The organism is Rhodoferax sp. GW821-FHT09E07, assembly GCF_059416145.1.
Genome location: NZ_JBWKOP010000001.1, coordinates 313,769 through 334,460, shown reverse-complemented (window position 1 = coordinate 334,460; position 20,692 = coordinate 313,769). Strand labels below are relative to the sequence as shown.

General features: G+C 63.1%; 16 protein-coding genes. 9 read left to right on the top strand and 7 right to left on the bottom strand.

Features of this window, described 5'->3' with window-relative positions; translation table 11 throughout:
* Positions 1 to 82: 82 nt before the first annotated feature.
* From AC07OE_RS01670 to AC07OE_RS01660, 3 genes are read right to left on the bottom strand one after another with little or no spacing between them, the layout of a single operon-like run.
* Positions 83 to 1,291, bottom strand: coding sequence for a serine hydrolase domain-containing protein (locus AC07OE_RS01670; protein ID WP_495068824.1), 1,209 nt, complete (start codon positions 1,289 to 1,291; stop codon positions 83 to 85).
* On the bottom strand, positions 1,288 to 2,316 hold the full coding sequence (locus AC07OE_RS01665) for a methionine synthase (protein WP_495068823.1): 1,029 nt from the start codon (positions 2,314 to 2,316) through the stop codon (positions 1,288 to 1,290). Before AC07OE_RS01665 ends, AC07OE_RS01670 begins: the two co-directional genes overlap by 4 nt.
* Before the next feature lie 17 nt (positions 2,317 to 2,333).
* Positions 2,334 to 4,028 (bottom strand): long-chain fatty acid--CoA ligase, encoded by a 1,695-nt coding sequence (locus tag AC07OE_RS01660; protein ID WP_495068822.1) that lies wholly within the window; start codon positions 4,026 to 4,028, stop codon positions 2,334 to 2,336.
* A gap of 355 nt (positions 4,029 to 4,383) precedes the next feature.
* On the opposite strand from AC07OE_RS01660, the gene AC07OE_RS01655 reads away from it, so the two are divergent.
* The 5 genes from AC07OE_RS01655 (at position 4,384) to AC07OE_RS01635 (ending at position 8,880) form a co-directional block, all read left to right on the top strand.
* Positions 4,384 to 5,418 (top strand): amino acid ABC transporter substrate-binding protein, encoded by a 1,035-nt coding sequence (locus AC07OE_RS01655; RefSeq protein WP_495068821.1) that lies wholly within the window; start codon positions 4,384 to 4,386, stop codon positions 5,416 to 5,418.
* A gap of 117 nt (positions 5,419 to 5,535) precedes the next feature.
* Positions 5,536 to 6,711 carry an amino acid ABC transporter permease gene (locus tag AC07OE_RS01650; RefSeq protein WP_495068820.1) on the top strand — a complete coding sequence of 392 codons (1,176 nt, stop codon included), beginning with the start codon at positions 5,536 to 5,538 and terminating at the stop codon, positions 6,709 to 6,711.
* Positions 6,712 to 6,720: 9 nt separating this feature from the next.
* Positions 6,721 to 7,824 carry an amino acid ABC transporter permease gene (locus AC07OE_RS01645; RefSeq protein ID WP_495068819.1) on the top strand — a complete coding sequence of 368 codons (1,104 nt, stop codon included), beginning with the start codon at positions 6,721 to 6,723 and terminating at the stop codon, positions 7,822 to 7,824.
* A 9-nt stretch (positions 7,825 to 7,833) separates the two neighbouring features.
* Positions 7,834 to 8,577: an amino acid ABC transporter ATP-binding protein gene (locus tag AC07OE_RS01640; RefSeq protein ID WP_495068818.1), complete on the top strand. Its 744-nt coding sequence runs from the start codon at positions 7,834 to 7,836 to the stop codon at positions 8,575 to 8,577.
* Between the two features lie 6 nt (positions 8,578 to 8,583).
* Positions 8,584 to 8,880 carry a hypothetical protein gene (locus AC07OE_RS01635; RefSeq protein WP_495068817.1) on the top strand — a complete coding sequence of 99 codons (297 nt, stop codon included), beginning with the start codon at positions 8,584 to 8,586 and terminating at the stop codon, positions 8,878 to 8,880.
* 3 nt (positions 8,881 to 8,883) lie between these two features.
* Here AC07OE_RS01635 and AC07OE_RS01630 read toward each other — a convergent pair whose 3' ends face one another.
* Positions 8,884 to 9,621 carry a M14 family murein peptide amidase A gene (locus AC07OE_RS01630; RefSeq protein ID WP_495068816.1) on the bottom strand — a complete coding sequence of 246 codons (738 nt, stop codon included), beginning with the start codon at positions 9,619 to 9,621 and terminating at the stop codon, positions 8,884 to 8,886.
* A 190-nt stretch (positions 9,622 to 9,811) separates the two neighbouring features.
* On the opposite strand from AC07OE_RS01630, the gene AC07OE_RS01625 reads away from it, so the two are divergent.
* Together AC07OE_RS01625 and AC07OE_RS01620 are read left to right on the top strand one after the other, a co-directional pair.
* Complete coding sequence (locus AC07OE_RS01625; RefSeq protein WP_495068815.1) at positions 9,812 to 10,330, top strand: flavin reductase family protein; 519 nt, start codon at positions 9,812 to 9,814, stop codon at positions 10,328 to 10,330.
* 10 nt (positions 10,331 to 10,340) lie between these two features.
* Positions 10,341 to 11,696 carry a TAXI family TRAP transporter solute-binding subunit gene (locus AC07OE_RS01620; protein ID WP_495068814.1) on the top strand — a complete coding sequence of 452 codons (1,356 nt, stop codon included), beginning with the start codon at positions 10,341 to 10,343 and terminating at the stop codon, positions 11,694 to 11,696.
* Here the strand turns inward: AC07OE_RS01620 and AC07OE_RS01615 are convergent.
* The 3 genes from AC07OE_RS01615 to AC07OE_RS01605 all read right to left on the bottom strand — a co-directional run bounded on the left by AC07OE_RS01615 (position 11,693) and on the right by AC07OE_RS01605 (position 18,054).
* A complete protein-coding gene (locus AC07OE_RS01615; protein WP_495068813.1) occupies positions 11,693 to 14,053 on the bottom strand; it encodes a DUF1631 family protein in 2,361 nt (786 codons plus the stop codon). The genes AC07OE_RS01620 and AC07OE_RS01615 overlap by 4 nt on opposite strands.
* A 34-nt stretch (positions 14,054 to 14,087) precedes the next feature.
* Entirely contained in the window at positions 14,088 to 15,749 is a 1,662-nt protein-coding gene (ettA, locus tag AC07OE_RS01610; protein WP_495068812.1) for an energy-dependent translational throttle protein EttA, read from the bottom strand.
* A 76-nt stretch (positions 15,750 to 15,825) separates the two neighbouring features.
* The gene (locus AC07OE_RS01605) at positions 15,826 to 18,054 is read right to left on the bottom strand and encodes a DUF1631 family protein (RefSeq protein WP_495068811.1); all 2,229 of its coding nucleotides are present in this window, start codon (positions 18,052 to 18,054) and stop codon (positions 15,826 to 15,828) included.
* Positions 18,055 to 18,349: 295 nt separating this feature from the next.
* Between AC07OE_RS01605 and AC07OE_RS01600 the strand changes: the two genes are divergently transcribed.
* The gene (locus AC07OE_RS01600; RefSeq protein WP_495068810.1) at positions 18,350 to 20,101 is read left to right on the top strand and encodes a DEAD/DEAH box helicase; all 1,752 of its coding nucleotides are present in this window, start codon (positions 18,350 to 18,352) and stop codon (positions 20,099 to 20,101) included.
* Positions 19,995 to 20,687, top strand: a complete 693-nt coding sequence (locus AC07OE_RS01595; protein WP_495069125.1) for a Rossmann-fold NAD(P)-binding domain-containing protein — start codon at positions 19,995 to 19,997, stop codon at positions 20,685 to 20,687. The genes AC07OE_RS01600 and AC07OE_RS01595 overlap by 107 nt, the downstream gene beginning before the upstream one ends.
* Positions 20,688 to 20,692 lie beyond the last annotated feature (5 nt).

Genomic DNA, 20,692 nt, shown 5'->3' with positions numbered 1-20,692 from the left:
TTGGTAGCTACCTGCGCATATTCCACGGGGGCTAGAGGCCTATTTAATCCTTAAGCCACCCTGCCCGGTGCCCAAAGGGGGCTCAGTCGTTCAGCGCCGCGTACACCAGGTTTCGGAACAGAGGCCGGTAGTAGTCGCGCTGGTTGGGCGCCTGCGTCATCAGGATGGCGAAGAAGTCTTTGGCCGGGTCCACAAAGAAGGTGGTGCCCGCAATGCCACCCCAGTAGTACAAGCCCTTGCTACCAGCCATGGAGGCAACGCCCTCGTGCGTGCGCACGGCAAAGCCCAGACCAAAGCCGTGGCCGGGCGGCAGCAGCTCGCCAGAGCGGCCTGCACGGTAGGGCTCGATGCTCCCCAGGTGGTCTGCCGTCATGGTGCGCACGGTGGACGGGCTCAGGATGCGCGGGCCCGCAGGCGCTGCGCCACCGGACAGCAGGCACTGGAGAAAGCGCGCGTAGTCCATGGCCGTGGACGCCAGACCAGCACCGCCCGCCTCCATGGGCGCGGCCTTGCGGATGTCCATCAGGCGCATGGGAACGCCACCGTCCGGGTCGTGCGCAAAAGGTTCGGCAATGCGGTGGTGTTGCGCGGGGGGCACCACAAAGGCGGTGTCCACCATGCCCAGGGGGGCGAGGATGTGTTGCTGCAGGTAAGCGCCAAGCGCCTGGCCGCTGACCACTTCGATAAGCGCCCCCAGCAAATCGGTAGCGCGGCTGTATTCCCACACGGTGCCGGGCTCAAAGCGGTAGGGAATTTGCGCCAGCGCCTGGGCAAACTGGGCATTGCTGTGTTCGCGTGATCCCAGGCGCGCTTTGGCGTATTGCACTTGGATGGGGTCATTGCCCAAAATCTCGTACGTGAGGCCCGAAGTGTGGCGCAGCAGGTCTTGCACCGTGGGCTGCGTCTTGGGCGGCTGCAGCACCATCTCACCATTCACCTGCGTGGCCACGGGCACATGGGCAAACGCGGGCAGGTGCTGCGCCACGGGGTCGCTCAGCAGCAGTTGTCCGCGTTCCACCAATTGCATCACCGCCACCGAGACCAGGGGTTTGGTCATGGAATAGATGCGAAAGATGCTATCCAGCGCCATGGGCGTGCCGTCCGCCGGATTTTGCTGGCCTACGGCACGGTGCAACACCACCTGGCCATGGCGGGCGATGAGCGCTACCGCGCCCGGCAGCCGGGCCTTGGCCACTTCGCGCTCCAGCACTTGCAACACGTGCGCGGTGCGGTCCGCATCAAAACCCACGCTGTCCGGTGCCGCCGCGGGCAAGGCGGCGCCTGCGCTCATGCGCCAGCCCCGTAGCGCTGGCGCGCTAGCGCCGCGCCCTGGGCCAGCGCCTCGAGCTTCTTCACCGCCACCTCGCGGCTCATAGGGGCCAGGCCACAGTTGGTGCAGGGGAAGATGCGGTGCTTGGGCACGTGCTGCAGCGCCACGCCGATGGTGTCAGCCACCTGCTCAGGCGTTTCGATCACATCGCTGGCCACGTCGATCACACCCACCATGACATCCTTGTTCTTGAGCAGCGCCATAAGGTCCGGCGGCACGTGCGAGTGGTAGCACTCTAGGCTCACCTGCTGGATGCTGCTGGCCGCCAGCGCGGGGAACACCTGCGCGTACTGGCGCCACTCCTGGCCCAGCGTTTCCTTCCAGTCGTTGTTGGCCTTGATGCCGTAGCCGTAGCAGATGTGCACGGCGGTGGTGCAGGTCAGGCCACGCGCGGCAATCTCCAGCGCCTGCACACCCCAGTCCACCGCGTCCTGCATATAGACGTTGAAGCCCGGCTCGTCGAATTGAATGATGTCCACGCCGTCAGCCTGCAGGGCCAGGGCTTCCTGGTTCAGCAACTCAGCAAACGCAAACGCCATTTTCTTCTTGTCGCCATAGAAGCGGTCCGCCACGGTGTCCACAATCGTCAGCGGGCCGGGCAAGGTGAACTTGAGTTTCTTCTTGGTGTGGGCGCGGGCCAACTGCGCTTCAAACGCATGCACACGGCCCTTGAGGCGCAGCGCGGCAATCACCTGGGGCACCTGCGCGTCGTAGCGGTTGTTCCGGATGCCCATGGTGACCTTGTTCTCAAAGTCGATGCCGTCCACCTGCTCCAGAAAGCCGTGCACAAAGTGCTGACGGCTTTGCTCGCCATCGCCCACCACGTCCAGCCCGGCGTCCTCTTGTTCCTTGATCCACAAGAGCGTGGCATCGGCCTTGGCCTGCTGCAGCTCGGGGCCGGCCAGCTTCCACTGCGGCCAAAGTTTTTCGGTTTCCGAGAGCCAGGAGGGTTTGGGCAGGCTGCCGGCGATAGCGGTTTCAAACATGGGGATTCCTCGGTCGATCAGGTGGGGGAGCGGCGTTCATTGTCCTGCAGCAGGCGCCACATGACCTTGCCGGCGCCGCTCTTGGGCAGAGCGTCGACAAACTGCACCACGCGTGGCACCTTGTACACCGCCATGGTGTCGCGACACCAGGCGATGATGTCTTCCTCGGTGGTGCTGGCATGGCTGGCACGGCGCACCACCACGGCCTTGACCGACTCGCCGCGGTAGTTGTCCTGCGTGGAGATGATGCAGGCCTCTTGGACCGCGGGGTGGCGGTACATCAGCGCCTCCACCTCGGCCGGCCAGACCTTGAAGCCCGACGCATTGATCATGCGCTTGAGCCGGTCGGTGATGAAGTAGTAGCCCTCGGCATCGACATGACCGAGGTCGCCGGTGCGGAAGAAGCGCCTGCCTTCGCGTTCAAAAAACACGGCGCGCGTAGCGTCCGGGTTCTTCCAGTAGCCCTGGAACACCTGCGGCCCATGCACCACGATTTCGCCCTGCTCCCCAACCTCCAGGTCTTGCAGGGTTTCGGGGTCCACCACGCGGGCGTCCACCCCCATGAAGGGAATTCCCAGGCACTGCTGCTTGGGGTTGTCCGTCGGGTTGCTGTGGCTGGGCGCAGCGGTTTCCGTCAGGCCATAACCCTCTGCATAGCGCAGGCCGTATTGCTCCCACAGGCGCTGCGCCACGGCCTGCGGCATGGCGGCACCACCGCCCCCGATGTAGAGCAGGCTGGAGAGGTTGAAGCTTGCAAAGTTGGGGCTGCCCATCAGGTCGATCACCATGGTGGGGATATTGGTCCAACTGCTGACCTGCCAGCGCGAGATGAGCTGGCCGGCAAGCTCGCGGTCCCAGCGCGGCATCAGCACCATGGTGGCGCCGATGTAGATGCTGGTGTGCATCAGGCTCACCATGCCGGTGATGTGGAACATGGGCACCACCATCAGCGTCACCGTCTGCATGGTGGCACCACCCCACAGGGAACTGGCCACCGCGTTGTGCATGATGCCGGCGTGCGTGTGCATGCAGCCTTTGGGCAGGCCGGTGGTGCCACTGGTGTAGGGCAGCAGGGCCAGGTCGGTCGGACCGGTCTCCAGCGGGGGCGGCGTGGCGTCTTTCGGCATATCCCCCCAGGCCTGCACTTGGCCCCCAGCCAATGCGGGCAAGGCATGGCGGGTGAGCAGCCAGTCGGTCCAGGCCGGGGGTGGCGCATCGTCCCCTGCGGCCGGGTCAAAGGCGTCGGTGAATTGGGTCACCAGCAGGTGCTGCAGGCGCTGGGCCTGCGGCAAGGCATCGCTGGCGCGGGCCAGCTCGGGCGCCAGGTCGGCGGTGGTGATGGCCACGCGCACATCGGGGTCGGTGATGTAGTGCTTGAGCTCTTCGGCCCGGTTCATGGGGTTCACCGGCACCACCACCGCGTTGGCCCGCAAGATGCCAAAGTGCGCGGCCACCAATTGGGGGCAGTTCTGCATATTGAGCAGCACACGGTCACCCTTGGCCACGCCCTGGGCGTGCAGCCAGGCAGCGACCTGCTCTGCTTGTGCGGCCAGCTCCGCGTAGGTGATGACACGGCCAAAGAAAATCAGCGCCGCCTTGTCGGGGTAGCGGCGTGCATTGGTGGCGAGGTTGTCCCACAGGGACGTGGCGGGAATGGTGATCTGCTTGGGTAGCCGCTTGGGCCACACCGCGTGGTGCGCGTGGGGGTTCATGGTGCCGTGTCTCCGTATCGTTGTGCGTGCACGATACGTGAACCCGCACGGCTTGAAAAACACACCTGTCACCGCAGCGACCAACCTCATCCGGACATGCAACCCGATCGTCTGTACGAAAGCGCTAAAGCCCTGTACCCCGTTGCCGCACTGCAGGCCCGTGGCATGCTTTCTGCTTTACGGGTTCACTGCAGAGCGGCGCGCGCAAGAATTAGGTTATTACTTTTTTGCATGCTGCTCGATGGTAAACCCCGATGATCCCGCCTTGGGAGCGACGCTAAAGTTCAGCGTCAGAAACGGGCGCAAACACCACTCTGGTGCACCCTGCTGATTCATTTATTTGGAGTAATGACTTATGAGCATCAAGAAACTGAAAACCCTGGCAGCCGTAGTGGCCGCACTGGGTGCTGTGATCGCAGCCCCCGCCCACGCGGGCAAAACACTGGACGCCATCAAGGCGCGTGGCCAAGTGGTCTGCGGTGTGAACACTGGCTTGGCAGGTTTCGGTGCAGCGGATTCCAACGGCAAGTGGACCGGCCTGGATGTGGACGTGTGCCGTGCAGTGGCCGCCGCTACCTTGGGTGATGGCGAAAAAGTCAAGTACGTTCCCCTGAACGCGCAGGCCCGCTTCACAGCGCTGCAGTCTGGTGAAATCGACATCCTGTCCCGCAACACCACCTTCACGCTGACCCGCGATGCCTCTCTGGGCCTGACCCAGACCGCCGTGACCTATTACGACGGTCAAGGCTTCATGGTGCCTGTGAAGAGCAAGCTCAAGAGCGCCAAGCAGCTCAAGGGCCAGACCGTGTGCGTGCAGTCCGGCACCACCACCGAGAAAAACCTGACCGACTACTCCAAGGCCAATGGCCTGGGCATCAAGCCCATTGTGTTTGAAAAACTGGAAGCTGCTGAAGGTGCGTACTTCGCTGGCCGCTGCGTGGCCTACACCACCGACGCATCTGGCCTGGCATCCACCCGCAACAAGGTGGCCAAGAACCCCGCTGACCACATCATCCTGCCCGAGCTGATCTCCAAAGAACCCTTGGGCCCCTTGGTGCGCCGCGGCGATGACGAGTGGACCACCATTGTGAAATGGGTGATCTACGGTCTGCTGGAAGCCGAAGAGTACGGCGTGACTTCCGCCAACGTGGATGACCTGAAAACCAATAGCAAAGACCCCGTGGTGGGCCGCCTGCTGGGCTCCACCGAAGACACCGGCAAGCTGCTGGGTCTGGACAAGGAATGGCTGGCACGCGCCGTCAAGACCACCGGCAACTACGGTGAAATCTTTGAACGCAATGTGGGCCCCAAGTCGCCCCTGCAATTGCCACGCGGTTTGAACAACCTGTGGAACAAGGGCGGCGTGCAGTACGCGCCTCCTGTCCGTTAAAGAGGCCATGCGAAGCGCTGTGATCCAGCGTTTCGCACCGCAAAAGGGCAGCCGCAGACACCATGCGCTGCCCTTTTCAACTGGTTGAGCGAATTCTCTGTGACTACAAGGGCTGACATGTCCACACCCTCTTCTCCTCCCAAGAAATCATGGTCCTGGCGCAGCCAGGCATTCCGTGGTTTGGTCTACCAGATCATTGCCGTCGTGGTAGTGCTGGTCACCGTGCTGTACCTGGCCCACAACACCACCACCAACATGAAGTTGCGTGGCATCCAGAGCGGCTTTGATTTCCTGTCCAACCCCGCGGGCTTTGACATTGGTGAAAGCCTGTTTGCCTTTGACTCGGGCGAGTCCTACTGGCGCGCCTACCTCGTCGGCTTTGTGAACACGCTGCGCGTGGCCGTGGTGGGCATCATTCTCACCACCATCCTGGGCACGCTGATCGGCGTGGGCCGCTTCTCGCGCAATGCCCTGATTCGCGGCCTGTGCACCGCCTATGTGGAGTTCTTCCGCAACATCCCGGTGCTGCTGCAACTGCTGATGTGGTACCTGATGTTTACCGAGGTGCTGCCGGCCTCCAACGAACCCCTGGTGGTCGGTCCGTTCTTTTTGAGCAAGGGCGGCATCAATTTCCCCATCCCCGAGTGGGCCACGGGCCACGTTTGGGGCGCGTGGGGACTGCTGCTGGGTGTGGGGCTGGCCTGGGCCTACCGCCGCTACGCCTACCGCGCGTTTGAAAAAACCGGCAAGCCCAAGAGCATGTTCTGGGTGCCAGTGGCCATCGTCGTAGGTACGGGCGTTGTGGGATGGCTGCTGGGTGGCGCCCCGACCGCCATGAACATGCCGGTGCAAGGCGACTTTGCCATTGAAAATGGTGGCGCGCTCACACCCGAGTACCTCTCGGTGCTGCTGGGCCTGACCATCTACACGGCGGCTTTTGTGTCCGAGGTGGTGCGAGGTGGTATCCAGTCCGTGGCATTGGGCCAATCCGAGGCTGCTGCAGCCCTGGGTCTCGGCCGTGGCCAGACCATGCGCCTGGTGATGCTGCCGCAGGCTCTGCGCGTGATCATTCCGCCCGTCACCAACCAGTTTTTGAACCTGACCAAAAACTCGTCGCTGGCCGTGGCCATTGGCTATCCCGATGTGGTGTCTATCGCCAACACCGCGATCAACCAGACCGGACGCGCCGTGGAATGCATCGCCATCATCATGCTGGTCTACCTGAGCACCTCGCTGTTCACCTCGATCAGCATGAATTGGTACAACACCCGCTCTGCCATCAAAGAACGTTAAGGGACGCACATGAGCGCAACTACTTTTCAACCCATTGCCGCGCGCCCCGCTCCCGTCAAAACGGAAGGCTTGGTGGCATGGATTCGTACCAACCTGTTTGGCGACTGGAAGACCACGCTGGGCACTGTGGTCATCGGCGCGCTGCTGCTGACGCTGCTGCCCCGTTTGCTGGGTTGGGCGCTGGTCCACGCCGTATGGGTACCCAACTTTGACGCCTGCCATGCCGAGGGCGCTGGCGCCTGCTGGGGCGTGGTGGTGGAGAAATTCCGCATCATCATTTTTGGCCGCTACCCGTTTGAAGAACAGTGGCGTCCGCTGGTCTCCACCCTGCTGCTGTTGAGCCTGCTGGTCATCAGCTGCATGCGCATGTTCTGGAAAGCCTGGCTGGGCCTGGCCTGGATTGCCGTACTGGCCTTCTTCTTCGTAGTGATGTACGGCGGCGTGCTGGGCCTGAGCCGTGTGGACACGGACCGCTGGGGTGGCTTGCCGCTGACCCTGTTGCTGTCCTCCCTGTCCATGGCCATGGCCTTCCCCATCGCCTTGCTCATTGCCCTGGGCCGCCGCTCCACCTTGCCCGCCATTCGCAGCTTTTGCACCATCTATGTGGAGCTGATCCGCGGCGTGCCACTGATCTCGGTGCTGTTCATGGCGTCCTTCATGTTCCCGCTGTTGATGCCGCAGGGATTCAACATCGACGTGTTGATCCGGGTGCTGGCTGGCATCACACTGTTCGCAGCAGCCTACATGGCCGAGGTGATCCGCGGTGGCCTGCAGTCCCTGCCCAAGGGGCAGATCGAAGCTGCCGCCACGCTGGGGCTGAGCTACTGGCAAACCCAGCGCAAGATCGTGCTGCCCCAAGCCCTGGCCATGGTGGTGCCCGGCATCATGAACAACTTCATCTCCACCTTCAAGGACACCTCGCTGGTGACCATCGTGAGCCTCTATGAACTCACGGGTTCCATGAGCCTGGCCCTGAACTCGGATGCGGACTGGCGCCCCTTCAAGATCGAGGGCTACCTGTTCATCGCCCTGATCTATTTCGGCTTTTGCTTCTCCATGTCGCGCTACAGCCTGTGGATTGAAAAGCAAGTCAACAAGAGCAAACTCCGCTAAGGAACGAATATGTCTGAACCCATCATTACCTTCAACAAAGTCAACAAGTGGTACGGCAACAATTACCACGTGCTGCGCGACATTGACCTGACCGTGACCAAGGGCGAGCGCATCGTGATCTGCGGCCCATCCGGCTCTGGCAAGTCGACGCTGATCCGATGCATCAACCGCCTGGAAGAGCACCAGCAGGGCCACCTGACGGTGGATGGCGTGGAACTCACCGACGATGTGAAAGCCATTGACGACGTACGCAAAAAAGTCGGCATGGTGTTCCAGCAGTTCAACCTGTTCCCCCACCTCACGGTGCTGGAGAATCTGACACTGTCGCCCATGTGGGTGGGCAAGATACCCAAGAAGGAAGCCGAAGAAAAGGCCATGCAGCAGCTGGAGCGCGTGCGCATTGCCAACCAGGCTGACAAGTACCCGCTGCAGCTTTCCGGCGGCCAGCAGCAACGCGTGGCGATTGCACGCGCCCTGTGCCTCAAGCCCAAGATCATGCTGTTCGACGAGCCCACCTCGGCGCTGGATCCCGAAATGATCAAGGAAGTGCTGGACGTGATGATCGAAATGGCCAACCAGGGCATCACCATGATTTGCGTGACCCATGAAATGGGCTTTGCTAAGGCCGTGGCCGACCGCGTGATCTTCATGGACCAGGGCCAGATCGTGGAGCAGAACACGCCGCACGAGTTCTTCAACAACCCGCAGAGCGACCGCAGCAAGGACTTCCTGTCCAAAATCCTCGGCCACTGACACACCGTGACCACTTTGGCACAACAGCAATGGGAGGTCCTGCACACAGGGCTGGCCCAGCTGCGCAGTGGCAGCCTGGGTGCGCACGGCCTGTCGGACCTGGCGCGCAACCAGCACGCCCTGCTGGACGCACTGGGGCCTCGCTACCGCGAGGTGCTGCTGCAGCTCATGGACCGGTTGGAATCCAGCGCCATGTTTTCGGAAGAGAGTTGCTCGTTCAGCCAGCAAGGCCTGCTGGACAACCTGCAGATTTGGCTGGAAAAAGCCAGCGCCCAACTGGGCGCAGCCCAGCCCAACCGCTGAACCCTACTGCGTAGCAGCCACGTGGGCCGGCCCCAGCCGGTCGGTGGTCCAGCGCAGCAAATCCATCCACATTTGTCGCGTCTCAGCCTCTTGTGGCATACGGGAGGCACTGGGCAACTCGATGGTGACCACCGGTACACGTTTGTGGATGCCCCCGTAATTGCCCAGCGACCCCGGGAAAATGCCGACCTGGTCCAGGTACAAGCGCCCGAGCTTGCTGGGAGGCACCGAGGGGCCGTCAAAGTCCAACACGCCATAGGGCGCGTGCACGCTGACAATCAGGTTGGGCTTGAAGCTGTCCATCTGCTCCAGCAGGAAGCGCGATTCGGGTTCAGACAGCGGCTTGTTGCCAGGCCAGCGACGCGGGTCGCGCTTGGTGCGCGTTTCCCAATACTCGCGGGCATCGCGCGCCCAGTTGGGTGTGGGAAAGTTGCGGTTCAGGTCTACGCCGTTGGCATTGGTACGGCGTGAGGGCCGGGCAAACAGGCCATCGGGATTCAGTGCGGGAATGAAGCGCCAGTGCACAGACAGGGCCATGTCCGACGGCGGGGTTTGGGCCAAGCCTATCCAGTGGAAAACCAGCGAGCTCGAAGCCATCTCGTCGCCATGGATACCGCCCACCACCAGCACGCGGAAGTTGGCGTCTGCCGGCTGGATGTCACGTCCCCACAGCGTACGTCCCTGCACTGATCGCACCTGCATGTCATGCAGCGCCGCCGCCTCGCACATGCCGGGGCTCACGTTCGGAATTTTGGAAGAATAATCGGCACAAGCCCTCGCCATATCTGCGCGAGCAGCTATTGAAACGATAGCAATACAACAGGCCAGCAGGGTTCGAATGTGCATAAGCCGGATTGTAGGGCGCGCAGGTTACAGGAGTTTTCAGCACTGGCGACCGCAGGAGGCTGCAAAAACCAGTTAAATTGCGTGCATGTCGTTGCCCCCCTCGCCGCAGCACGCGGTGCCGCCCAATTTCTCGTCCGCTGAATTCCGCCTGGCCTTGGGCATGTTTGCCACGGGTGTGACCATCGTGACGGCCCGTGCACCCGACGGCAGCCTGGTGGGGTTGACGGCCAACTCGTTCAACTCGGTGTCACTCTCCCCCCCACTGGTGCTGTGGAGCTTGGCTCGCACGGCGGGCTCGATGGCTGCCTTCAGCACGGGCTCCCACTACGCGATCAACATTCTCGGTGCCGAGCAGCAGGAGCTGGCCCGCCAATTCGCTGCCCGCCAGGGCGACCGGTACGCCGGTGTGGCATTCGCCACGGGTACCGGTGGCGCCCCCTTGCTGGAGGGCGCAGCTGCCACTTTCGAGTGCTTCAACCGCAGCCGCTACGAAGAAGGCGACCATGTGATTTTTGTGGGCGAGGTCGAACGCTGCAGCCACCGAATGGGCGCGTCCCCCTTGCTCTTCCACGGCGGGCGGTTTTACACCGAACACCCCCTCTGACCACACGTCCATGCCATCTTTGCCCCGCTCCGTACGCCATGTTCTGCTGTCCCTGCGCGACCTGCTGACCTCGGCCAGCCCCTTGGTCCTGGCTGCTGCCGGTTTGCTGTGGCTGGCCTACTGGTGGCTGGACCCCATGCCGCCCAAGCGCCTGACGCTGGCCACCGGCCCCGAGCAAAGCGCCTACGCCGAGCTGGGCAAGCGCTACGCCAAAGCCCTGGCCGCCAGCGGCATTGAGGTGGTGCTCTTGCCCAGTGAAGGCTCGTCCGCCAATCTGAACCTGCTGCGCACCGGCCAGGCCGACGCCGGGTTTGTACAGGGCGGCACGGGCAACGGCAATGTGCCCGACGACGAAGCCGAGGACTTGGTCACGCTGGGCAATTTGTTTGTCGAACCCATCTGGCTGTTCTACCGCACCGCATCTGCGCGGGCCGTGGTGCCCAGTGGACGACTGAGCTCGCTGACCCAGCTGAGCCACATGCGCGTCAACGTGGGGGCGGCCGGCAGTGGTGTGCCCAGGCTGATGCAAACCTTGCTGGACATGAACCGTGTGGAACCTCGCGCACTCAAGCTCTCGCAGCTGGAGCAGACACCCGCCACCGTGAAACTGCTGGACGGCCAGCTCGATGCGGTGGTGTTTGCCTCGGCCCCGGAAGCGCCCATTGTGCAAATGCTGCTGCAAACACCAGGCATCCGGCTCATGGACTTTTCGCAGAACGAGGCCTACGCACGGCGCCTGCCCTTTGTCAGCCCGGTCGTGCTGCCCAATGGCATTGTCGATTTAGCACGCAACATGCCCAAGGAGGATGTGCACCTGATTGCTACCACCACCAGCATGCTGGCACGCGACGGCCTGCACCCGGCCCTGCGCCAACTGCTGTCCCAGGCAGCACTACAGGTCCATGGCCAGGGTGGCTGGTTCAACCGGGCCCGCGAGTATCCCAACGCAGCCAATGCCGAATACCCGCTGGCCCCCGAAGCCGAACGCACGCTGCGCAACGGCACGCCCTCGTTGCAGCGCTACCTACCTTTCACGCTGGCCAATCTGATCGAGCGCATGTGGCTGGCCATGGGCATCATCATTGCCGTGCTGCTGCCGCTGGGCAAGATTGCACCGCCGTTGTACGCATTCAGGGTGCGCTCGCGCGTGTTCCGCTGGTATGGGCAGTTGCGCGAGATTGAGGAACGGCTGGAGAAGGACACTGAGCAGGCCCCCACCTTGCTGGAGGAACTGGAAGTGCTGGAAGCCAAAGTGGAGAAAGTGATCGTGCCACTGTCCTACACCGACGAGCTGTACACGCTGCGCAACCACATCGGGCTGGTGCGCCAAAAGCTGCAGGCCAAGCTGGCCGGCAAAGCCGCTTAGAGCGTCGAATCCACGCTGTTGCGCATAGCCTGCTGGGCCACGGCATCCAGCGCTCCATCGACCACCGGCTGCCCGGAAATCACTCGTAACTGGCCACCAGCGACCAGTTTGTCATGCGTGCGCCGCGTCATCGACTGGGTCGTGCCAGCGCCGCTGGTGAACAGGAAAAGCGTGCCATGCGGGCTGGCCCAGGTGAGTTGGGTACGCACCCACTGATCCCCGACCATCAGCTCAACCCAGGATCCCAGCGGCAGGTTGCCTGTGCTGACCACGGCAGCCTGGGCCGGCTTGGCTGGTGCAGCATCTGCTGCGACCGCAGGTGCCACCGTCTCGGTGGTCTGCGCTGGTTCTGGCAGTTCGATGAAATTGGAATCGTGGGCCTCTTCGGGCGCCACCCACGGGTCGCCGTCCTCCACCGGGCGGGTACGCACCACGGGCGCTGCAGGCACCGCAGGGGTCACTGGTTGTTCTGCGGGCTTGGCACCTGCACGGAAGGCCAGCTGGTGCAAACCCATCAAGGCCTCCAGGAAGGCACTGGTCTTGGTCGCCGGGTAGCGAATGGTGTCCAGTCCCTCGCGCAGGGTGCTGATCAGCAGCGGCACCAGGCGTGTGAGCTTGGCGACGTTCATGCGGGCCAGATCCGGGTGGGCACTCCACAGCGTGGCCGAGATCAGCGCCTGGTATTTGTCCGCCACACTGGAACCCGCACCGCCCTGCAGGCGCGCCTGTGCCACCACCTGGGCCCACGGGCCACAGAGAAACGCAATCACCACCTCAGGCACCTTGGCGGCGTCCGGGTGGGAATCAATTTCACGCGCAATTTTTTCGGCCAGCAGGTTGCGCTGCTCGGCCTGCTGCAGGGCCCGCACGGCCTGCGCGCGGGAGGCTTCCTGCGCCCGGGCCTGCGCATCCCAGAGCTGGCGCAAATCGGCCAGCACATTTTCAAAGGGCTCCGCACTGGTGATATCCACGTCCACCACCGGAGCCAGTGCCACTTGCACTTGCTGGAAGAAGTCGGCAAAGCCCGGGCTTTGCGGCGATGTGAATGCCAGGCTGCGATGGGTCAGCTCCTGCACCAGCACACGGGCCGCGTGCTGCTTGTCGGTGAAGATGCGCGGATCCACCAGCGCCAGACGCATCAATGCGGGCTCCAGGCCCCGAACCACCTGCTGTACCGGTGCCACCAGACGCGGATCGCGCGCAATGTTGTCCACCATCAGGTTGACCACTTCCAGGCTCAGGGCCTGTGCAATACCGGCGGCACTGCGGCGTATGGCTTCCCGGGTTGCGTGGGCGGCTTTTTCATCGGGCGCCACGAGAGCACCCGCACTGCGCCGTTGCTCCAACCGCTGGACCACGCGGTCCACCTGCTTCATTTCGGTCAGCGCTTCCAACGCGGCAGGCATGGTGGCGTCGAAATCCTGGTCCGCCCCCGGCATGGGTAAGCCGCCACTTTCAAACTCACGGGCGAATTGCTGGGCAAAAGCCGCCACCCGGTGGGGCGTACCATGCTGGTCCAACTCTCCGGCCAGCAGGCGGCGCAGACGGTCCAAGGTGAGCAATGCCGGATCACTTGCGCGGCGCGCGGCGCGCATCTCGGAGGCGATCAGCGCTTCGCGCTCGGCACTGCCCGGCGCACCTGAACTGATGGCCTGTGTGGCGGCACTTTTCGCCCCCCCCCCACCAGCAGTGCCACCACCCGGCGTAGGCACCACCGCATAGCCGGCAGCAACCACGCCCTGTGAACGCATTTGCTGCGACAGGCTGGTGTACAAATCGCGCAGCTCGCTGCCCAGCGAGACCCCCATGGTGGTCATCCAATCCAGCCGCAACGCCGCAGGCACCGCCAGGCGCTCGACCACCTGCTTGAGCGCCTGCAGATAAATCTCGGGTCGCAGCGGGTTGCGCTCAGGCCGCACCGTGGCCAAGCCCAAGGTGGCACAGATAAGGGTATTGAGATCCGCGAGGCTGGCTTCGGCCGCGAGCATGGCCATTTGCTGGGCGCGCGCCATGTTCACGCTCTCCTGCACCTGCACTTCGTCCATCAATTCCAGTTGGTCAAAATGCACCTCAGCCAAGGAAAGGCTGGGCGCTTTCGCGGTGGGCACGGGCTTGTTGAATGCTTCCAGCAGCACCTGCGGGTACTGGGTTCGCATGCCGGGCTCTTGCGCCAGCAAATGCCTGAGGGACTCCTCATGCACCTCCCGCTCCCGCAGGTCGCGTGCACTGGCAACCCGTGCATGCAGGGTTTTGCGCACCGCTGCGATCAGCTTGCCCATGATGGACGCACCTCCCGCAGCCGCCTCCCTCACCGTGGATTGGTACAGGGCGGCGTACTGAGGGCTGGGCTCATTCATGGTGTGGGCACTCCACAGGCGGGATGGGACAAGATTACTTCAAGGCCTTATAGCGCACGCGCTTGGGCTTGGCGCCCTCTTCACCCAGACGCTTCTTCTTGTCGGCTTCGTACTCCTGGTAGTTGCCGTCAAAGAAGGTCCACTGGCTGTCACCTTCGGCGGCCAGGATGTGCGTGGCAATACGGTCCAGGAACCAGCGATCATGGGAGATCACCAGCATGGTGCCGGCGAATTCCAGGAGCGCGTCTTCCAGCGCGCGCAGGGTTTCCACGTCCAGATCGTTGGACGGCTCATCGAGCATCAACACGTTGCCGCCAGCGATCAGCGTCTTGGCCAGGTGCAGACGGCCGCGTTCACCGCCGGACAGCATGCCAACCTTCTTCTGCTGGTCCGCGCCGTTGAAGTTGAAGCGGCCGCAGTAGGCACGGCTGGCCATCTGGAACTTGCCGACGTTGAGGATGTCGAGTCCGCCTGAAACATCTTCCCAGACGGTCTTGTCGTTGGACAAGTCGTCGCGGTGCTGGTCCACAAAGGCCATCTTGACGGTGGAGCCGATGACGACCTCGCCCGAATCCGGCTTCTCGCGACCGGCGATCAGCTTGAACAGCGTGGATTTACCGGCGCCGTTGGGGCCGATGATGCCGACAATGGCGCCAGCGGGGATGTTGAAGCTCAGATTGTCGATGAGTACGCGGTCACCAAAGGACTTGGTCACACCCTTGAACTCGATGACCTGGCTGCCCAGACGGTCGGCCACCGGGATGAAGATTTCATTGGTCTCGTTGCGCTTCTGGTATTCGAAGTCGCTCAATTCCTCGAAGCGGGCCAGACGGGCCTTGCTCTTGGCTTGGCGCGCCTTGGGGTTCTGGCGCGACCATTCCAGTTCCTTCTTCAAGGCCTTGGCGCGGGCTTCTTCACCCTTTTGCTCGGCTTCCAGGCGGGCTCCCTTTTGCGTCAGCCAGTCGGAATAGTTGCCCTTGTACGGAATGCCGGAGCCCCGGTCCAGTTCCAGAATCCACTCGGCGGCGTTGTCCAGGAAGTAGCGATCGTGGGTGATGGCCACCACGGTGCCGGAATAGCGTTGCAGGAACTGCTCCAGCCAGTCCACCGATTCGGCGTCCAAGTGGTTGGTCGGCTCATCGAGCAGCAGCATGTCGGGCTTGGACAGCAGCAAGCGGCACAGCGCCACGCGGCGTTTTTCACCACCGGACAACACGCCGATGTTGGCATCCCATGGGGGCAGGCGCAGCGCGTCGGCGGCGATTTCCAATTGGTGTTCAGAGTCGGTGCCGGCGGTGGCAATGATGGCTTCCAGTTCGGCCTGCTCGGCGGCCAAGGCGTCAAAGTCGGCGTCTTCGGCACCGTAGGCGGTGTAGACCTCTTCGAGGCGGGCTTTGGCGGCAAACACCTTGCCCATGCCGGCTTCCACGCTTTCACGTACGGTCTGGGTGGGGTCCAGTTGGGGTTCTTGGGGCAGGTAGCCGATGTTCAGGCCAGCCATGGGGATGGCTTCGCCTTCGATTTCCTTGTCGATGCCCGCCATGATCTTGAGCAAGGTGGACTTGCCCGAGCCGTTGGTCCCCAACACGCCGATTTTGGCGCCCGGAAAGAAGCTCAAAGAGATGTCTTTAAGAATGTGACGCTTGGGCGGCACGATCTTGCCGACGCGGTTCATGGAGAAAACGTATTGGGCCATTGCGAGTCTGGTTGTTTCAGCGGGAAAACCGACATTATCGACTGCCGCACTCCCGTTAGACCGAGCGGCCGCCGAATTAGCCTGCGCTACCCACGTTTCCGAGGTCGTTGCGCAGGGCAGCCTGGGCCACGGCGTCCAGCGCGTTGTCCATCACGTGGCCATCGGACACCAGATGGATCAGCCCCAGACCACGCAGGCGGTCCATGGTGCGGCGGGACATCGAGTGCGCCAGACCGCCCGACGAGATGAACATGAACAGCGTGCGGTGCGGGCTGGCCCAGGTGAGCTGGGCCCGTACCCACTGACCGTCCAACGCCAGGTTCACCCAAGACCCCGTCTGCAAACTGTCGGCACCCCAGGCACTTTGCAGTGCAGGGTCTGCCACGTCTGCAACTTCGGGAGACGAGGGTGGGGGTTCAAAGCCCTCGCGCAAAAAGCCTGAATCGGCGGCCTCACTCTCCGCCATCCAGAAGCCCGCAGGCTCCGAGCTGGCGCCGTCATCGTCCTCGTTGGGGTCGTGCGCCACGGTTTCCGCGGGGGCCATGCTGGCGTCCTGCGACGCAGCCCTGGCACTCTCAAACACCTGCTCGTGCACGGCTATCAGTCCGTCAAAAAACACCGGAATGCGCTCTTCCGGGTACTCGATGAGCTGCAGCCCCTGGCGAATTTTCACCAGCATTTGAGGTACCAACTCGACCAAGCGTGTGCGATTGCGCCGCGCCAGGCGCAGGCGCACGCTCCAGATCAAGTCGTCCACCAGGGCCAGGTAGCCGTCCGCATCCTGTGTGCCATCGGCACAGCGCAGTTGGGACTCGGCCACCACCTGGGCCCAAGGGCCTTGCAGAAACTTCACGACGAGCTCGGGCACGGTCTTGCGGCTCAGGCGCTCGGTAAAGTCCTGGCTGAAGCGCTCGGCCAGCAAGTTGCGCTGCTCGGCATGCAGCAAACCACGCGCCGCTTCTTCCGCACGGGCACGTTGCACCTTTTCGTCCTGCGTCCAGCCCTCTTCCAGCTTGCGCAGTAGGCGCGCGAAGGCGTTGGCATCTCCCTCGCCGCCCGTCAGTACGCTCAATGCGTTGTCAAATGTCTTCTGGAACCGGCTGAAACCGGGCTCGTCCTCCGAGGTGAAAGCCAAGCTGCGATTGGTGATCTTGTCCAGAAACAGGCGTGCCGGATGCTTTTTCTCACTGAAAAAGCGCGGGTCGGACTGGGACAGTCGGATCAGCACGGACTCCAAGCCTTTGAGACCCTGGCGCACTGGCGCGAGCAATCGGCGGTCCTGCATCAGGTTTTCCAACATCAGGCGCACCACCTCCTCCCCCAACTGCTGGCCCAGCGCGCGGCCTTGCACGCCATCTTTTGTCTGGCCCTTGCCGGCGATTTTTGCCTTGGGTACAGCTTGGCCAGACAGGTTGGCACGCTCGGCCAGCCGCTTCATCATGGGCTCGACCAGTTTCATGTCCTCCAGCGCCAGAAACGATGCCGGTACCGTGTGGGTGAAGTCCTTGATCCCCCGGGCTGCACCACTGGGGTCCAGCTCGCCCGATAGCAGACGGCGCAGTTTGTCCAGCGTCAACAAGGTGCGCGTGACGGAGTTTTCGGCCACCTTGACCTGCGCGCCAAAGGGTCCCGTGCTGGAGGTGGCAGAAGCCACTGGCTCCACGCCTTGGGAGCGCAACCAGTCCGTCACCTCACGGTACAGCTGGTGCAAGGCCGCGCCCAGCAGCCCGGCGGCAAGCGTCATCACAGCGCCACGCGCTTCATCTTCGGGCACCAGTTCGCCCAGCGCCTCGCGCAAGGAAAACACGAAGGCCTCCGGTTTGATGGGATTCAGGTGCGGCTGCACGCTGGACCAACCCAACAGGCTGCTGACGTAGCCATTCAGGGCAGGGAGCACGTCGTCCACCGCGGAGGTCACCTCCTGCTCGGTCAACGCCAGTTCAATGTTGGCATCGATTTGCTCGTCGTCCAGAAACTGGAAATCATCGAACTTGACCCGCGCCGGACTGACGCGACGCTGGGTGTCACCGCCATACACGGCGGCGCGCAGGGATTTGGAGAAAATGGATTTGAGTTCAGCCTGGCGCAGCACCAGTTGCTCGACCGTGACACGACGCAGCGGGTTTTGCCGGGCATGCAGGTTTTTGCTGTTCACGGGAGACAGGGCCGACTGCAACCCCAAGAGCACGTCGTCTACCAGTGCATCGCTTTGGTCCAACACCGCCTCAATGCAGGTTTGCAGCGAAGGCTTGGTTTGCCCCGGATCTTGGGCCACACCCAAACGCCGCAAAAGGTATTTTTTCATTGTGCCGACATTCTCCACATACGGGCGTGTTGCGCCAGTGGTTTGACAGTTTGTTACCGCACTTTAACCCCCTGTTTTGACCTGAACCAAACGCCTGTTTTCGGGGCCTGGGCCAGACCGTGCGACAATACACCCCATTGCGGCGCTTCAGTTGCCCGCAATACCAGCACCTTGCTGGGGACTGCCAAACCACATGGCGTCCCACTTTTGAATCCATCTGCCTTTGACTGACTGCTCGCCTTGGTGCCTGCAGAACGGCCGATTCCCAAGCGTCCCGGACGGACGCATCTATCCAATGAACTTTGAAGATCTGAAACTGGCACCCGCCATTGTCAAAGCCGTGCGTGAGCAGGGTTACGAGACCCCCACCGCGATCCAGGCCCAGGCCATTCCCCTGGTCCTCGAAGGCCACGACCTGCTGGGCGGCGCCCAGACCGGTACCGGCAAAACCGCGGCCTTTACCCTGCCCCTGCTGCACCGCCTCTCCATGAGCCGCAGCGCGCAAAACAAATTTGGCGGTACCGGCATCCGTGCCCTGGTGCTGACCCCCACCCGCGAACTCGCCGCCCAGGTGGAAGAGTCCGTGCGCCAATATGGCAAGTACCTGCAACTGTCCTCCACCGTCATCTTTGGCGGCGTGGGCATGAACCCGCAAATCTCCAAGGTCAAAAAAGGCGTGGACATTCTGGTGGCCACCCCGGGCCGTCTGCTGGACCTGGCGCAACAAGGCATGCTGGACCTGGGCCAGGTGCAAATGCTGGTGCTGGACGAGGCCGACCGCATGCTGGACATGGGCTTCATCCACGACGTGAAGAAGGTGCTGGCCTTGGTGCCCAAGGAAAAGCAAAGCCTGCTGTTCTCCGCCACCTTCAGCGACGAAATCCGCGAACTGGCCAATGGCCTGCTGAAAAACCCGCAAAGCGTGCAAGTCACGCCCCGCAACACCACGGTGCAGCGCATCACCCAGGTGATCCACCCCGTGGGTCGCGGCAAGAAGAAGGCCCTGCTGGCCCACATCATCAACGAGCAAAACTGGAGCCAGGTGCTGGTGTTCACCCGCACCAAGTTTGGCGCCAACAACGTGGCCGAGTTCCTCGAGAAAAACGGCATCACCGCCATGGCCCTGCACGGCAACAAGAGCCAGGCTGCGCGCACCCAGGCGCTGTCGGGCTTCAAGAGCGGCGATGTGCGCGCCCTGGTGGCCACCGACATTGCGGCCCGCGGTATCGACATTGACGACCTGCCGCACGTGGTGAACTACGAAATCCCCAACGTCAGCGAAGACTATGTGCACCGCATCGGCCGTACCGGCCGCGCGGGTGCCGACGGCGCTGCCGTGAACCTGGTGTGCCTGGACGAAGAAGGCTTCATGCAGGACATCGAGCGCTTCACCAAGCAAAAGATTGACGTCAAGGTCATCGAAGGCTTTGGCCCCGAACCCGGCGAAAAGGGCGAACCCATTGCCATGGGCCGCCAGACCATCTGGGGTGGCGCAGGCAAGCCCCCAAGCCGCGACGTGATGCAGGCGGCTGCCAAGGCCGCCCGCACCGAAATGCTGCAACGCGTGCGTGACAGCAAGGCCAGCCAGGGTGCACGCTCTGGCGGCGGCAACGGTGGTGGCGGCCACCGCGGTGGAAGCGGCGCAGGCAATGGTGGTGGCAATGGCGGCGGACGCGGTCCCCGCAGCGAACAGCAACCCCGTCCGCAGGGCGCACGCCCTCCACAAGGCCAAGGCCGTGGCCGCCCCCAGGGTGGCGGCAATGCCGAGTACCAACCTCCCGCAGGCTTCACGCATGAAGGCCGCGCACCGCGTCCCTCCAGTGCCCAACCCGACCCCATGCGCACCAGCGTCGATATGATGGCCGGACGCGGCGGTCGCCGTGGTGGTGGTGGATTTGGCGGCGGTGGCCGCAGCGGAGGTGGCAATGGCGGCGGATACGGTGGTGGTGGCGGAGGCTACGGCGGCGGTGGCCGCTCGGGTGGCTTTGGTGGCGGGGGCAACGGGTCTCGTGGGCCGCGAGGTTCTGGCGGCTCTTCTAGCCGATAACAGCTACAGCGCGGTACACAGTCTGGGGCGGCGCACGTTGCCCCTGACCCACCCCAAGCTGACCCAACACATCGTCGACTTCGCGGCGCTCCCCGAGCCGCCGCGGACCGACGATGTTTTTATTTGTCTGGGCACCACCATCAAGGTGGCGGGCAGCCAGCAGGCCTTCCGCGCCATAGACTACGAGGCCGTTGTGGCTGTAGCCCGCGCAGCCTATGCGCAAGGTGCTACTAAATTAGGAGTGGTGAGCGCCATGGGCGCGGACGCCCAATCCGGCATTTTCTACAACCGGACCAAGGGTGAGATGGAGACTGCCGTGTCTTCCATCGGCTATACCAGCGTGTCCATCGCACAGCCGTCCATGCTGGCGGGCAACCGCAGTTCGCTGGACCAGCCGGTGCGCAGCGGGGAAATCTGGGCGCTCAACATCTCGCGCTGGCTAGGGCCGCTGATTCCGGCCAACTACCGTTCCATCCAGGTAAAGGACGTAGCCGCGGGACTGATCCAGGCCGTGAAGGCTGGGCAACCCGGGGTGCGGCGCATTCTCTCGGGCCAGCTACAAGGCGCAGCCAGCCGCGCCCAGTGAACGGC

Coding starts and splice junctions, on each gene's coding strand:
- AC07OE_RS01600 (WP_495068810.1), top strand. CDS start 18,350: ATGAACTTTGAAGATCTGAAACTGGCACCCGCCATTGTCAAAGCCGTG.
- AC07OE_RS01670 (WP_495068824.1), bottom strand. CDS start 1,291: ATGAGCGCAGGCGCCGCCTTGCCCGCGGCGGCACCGGACAGCGTGGGT.
- AC07OE_RS01640 (WP_495068818.1), top strand. CDS start 7,834: ATGTCTGAACCCATCATTACCTTCAACAAAGTCAACAAGTGGTACGGC.
- AC07OE_RS01655 (WP_495068821.1), top strand. CDS start 4,384: ATGAGCATCAAGAAACTGAAAACCCTGGCAGCCGTAGTGGCCGCACTG.
- AC07OE_RS01645 (WP_495068819.1), top strand. CDS start 6,721: ATGAGCGCAACTACTTTTCAACCCATTGCCGCGCGCCCCGCTCCCGTC.
- AC07OE_RS01625 (WP_495068815.1), top strand. CDS start 9,812: ATGTCGTTGCCCCCCTCGCCGCAGCACGCGGTGCCGCCCAATTTCTCG.
- AC07OE_RS01615 (WP_495068813.1), bottom strand. CDS start 14,053: ATGAATGAGCCCAGCCCTCAGTACGCCGCCCTGTACCAATCCACGGTG.
- AC07OE_RS01665 (WP_495068823.1), bottom strand. CDS start 2,316: ATGTTTGAAACCGCTATCGCCGGCAGCCTGCCCAAACCCTCCTGGCTC.
- AC07OE_RS01650 (WP_495068820.1), top strand. CDS start 5,536: ATGTCCACACCCTCTTCTCCTCCCAAGAAATCATGGTCCTGGCGCAGC.
- AC07OE_RS01660 (WP_495068822.1), bottom strand. CDS start 4,028: ATGAACCCCCACGCGCACCACGCGGTGTGGCCCAAGCGGCTACCCAAG.
- AC07OE_RS01620 (WP_495068814.1), top strand. CDS start 10,341: ATGCCATCTTTGCCCCGCTCCGTACGCCATGTTCTGCTGTCCCTGCGC.
- AC07OE_RS01605 (WP_495068811.1), bottom strand. CDS start 18,054: ATGAAAAAATACCTTTTGCGGCGTTTGGGTGTGGCCCAAGATCCGGGG.
- ettA (WP_495068812.1), bottom strand. CDS start 15,749: ATGGCCCAATACGTTTTCTCCATGAACCGCGTCGGCAAGATCGTGCCG.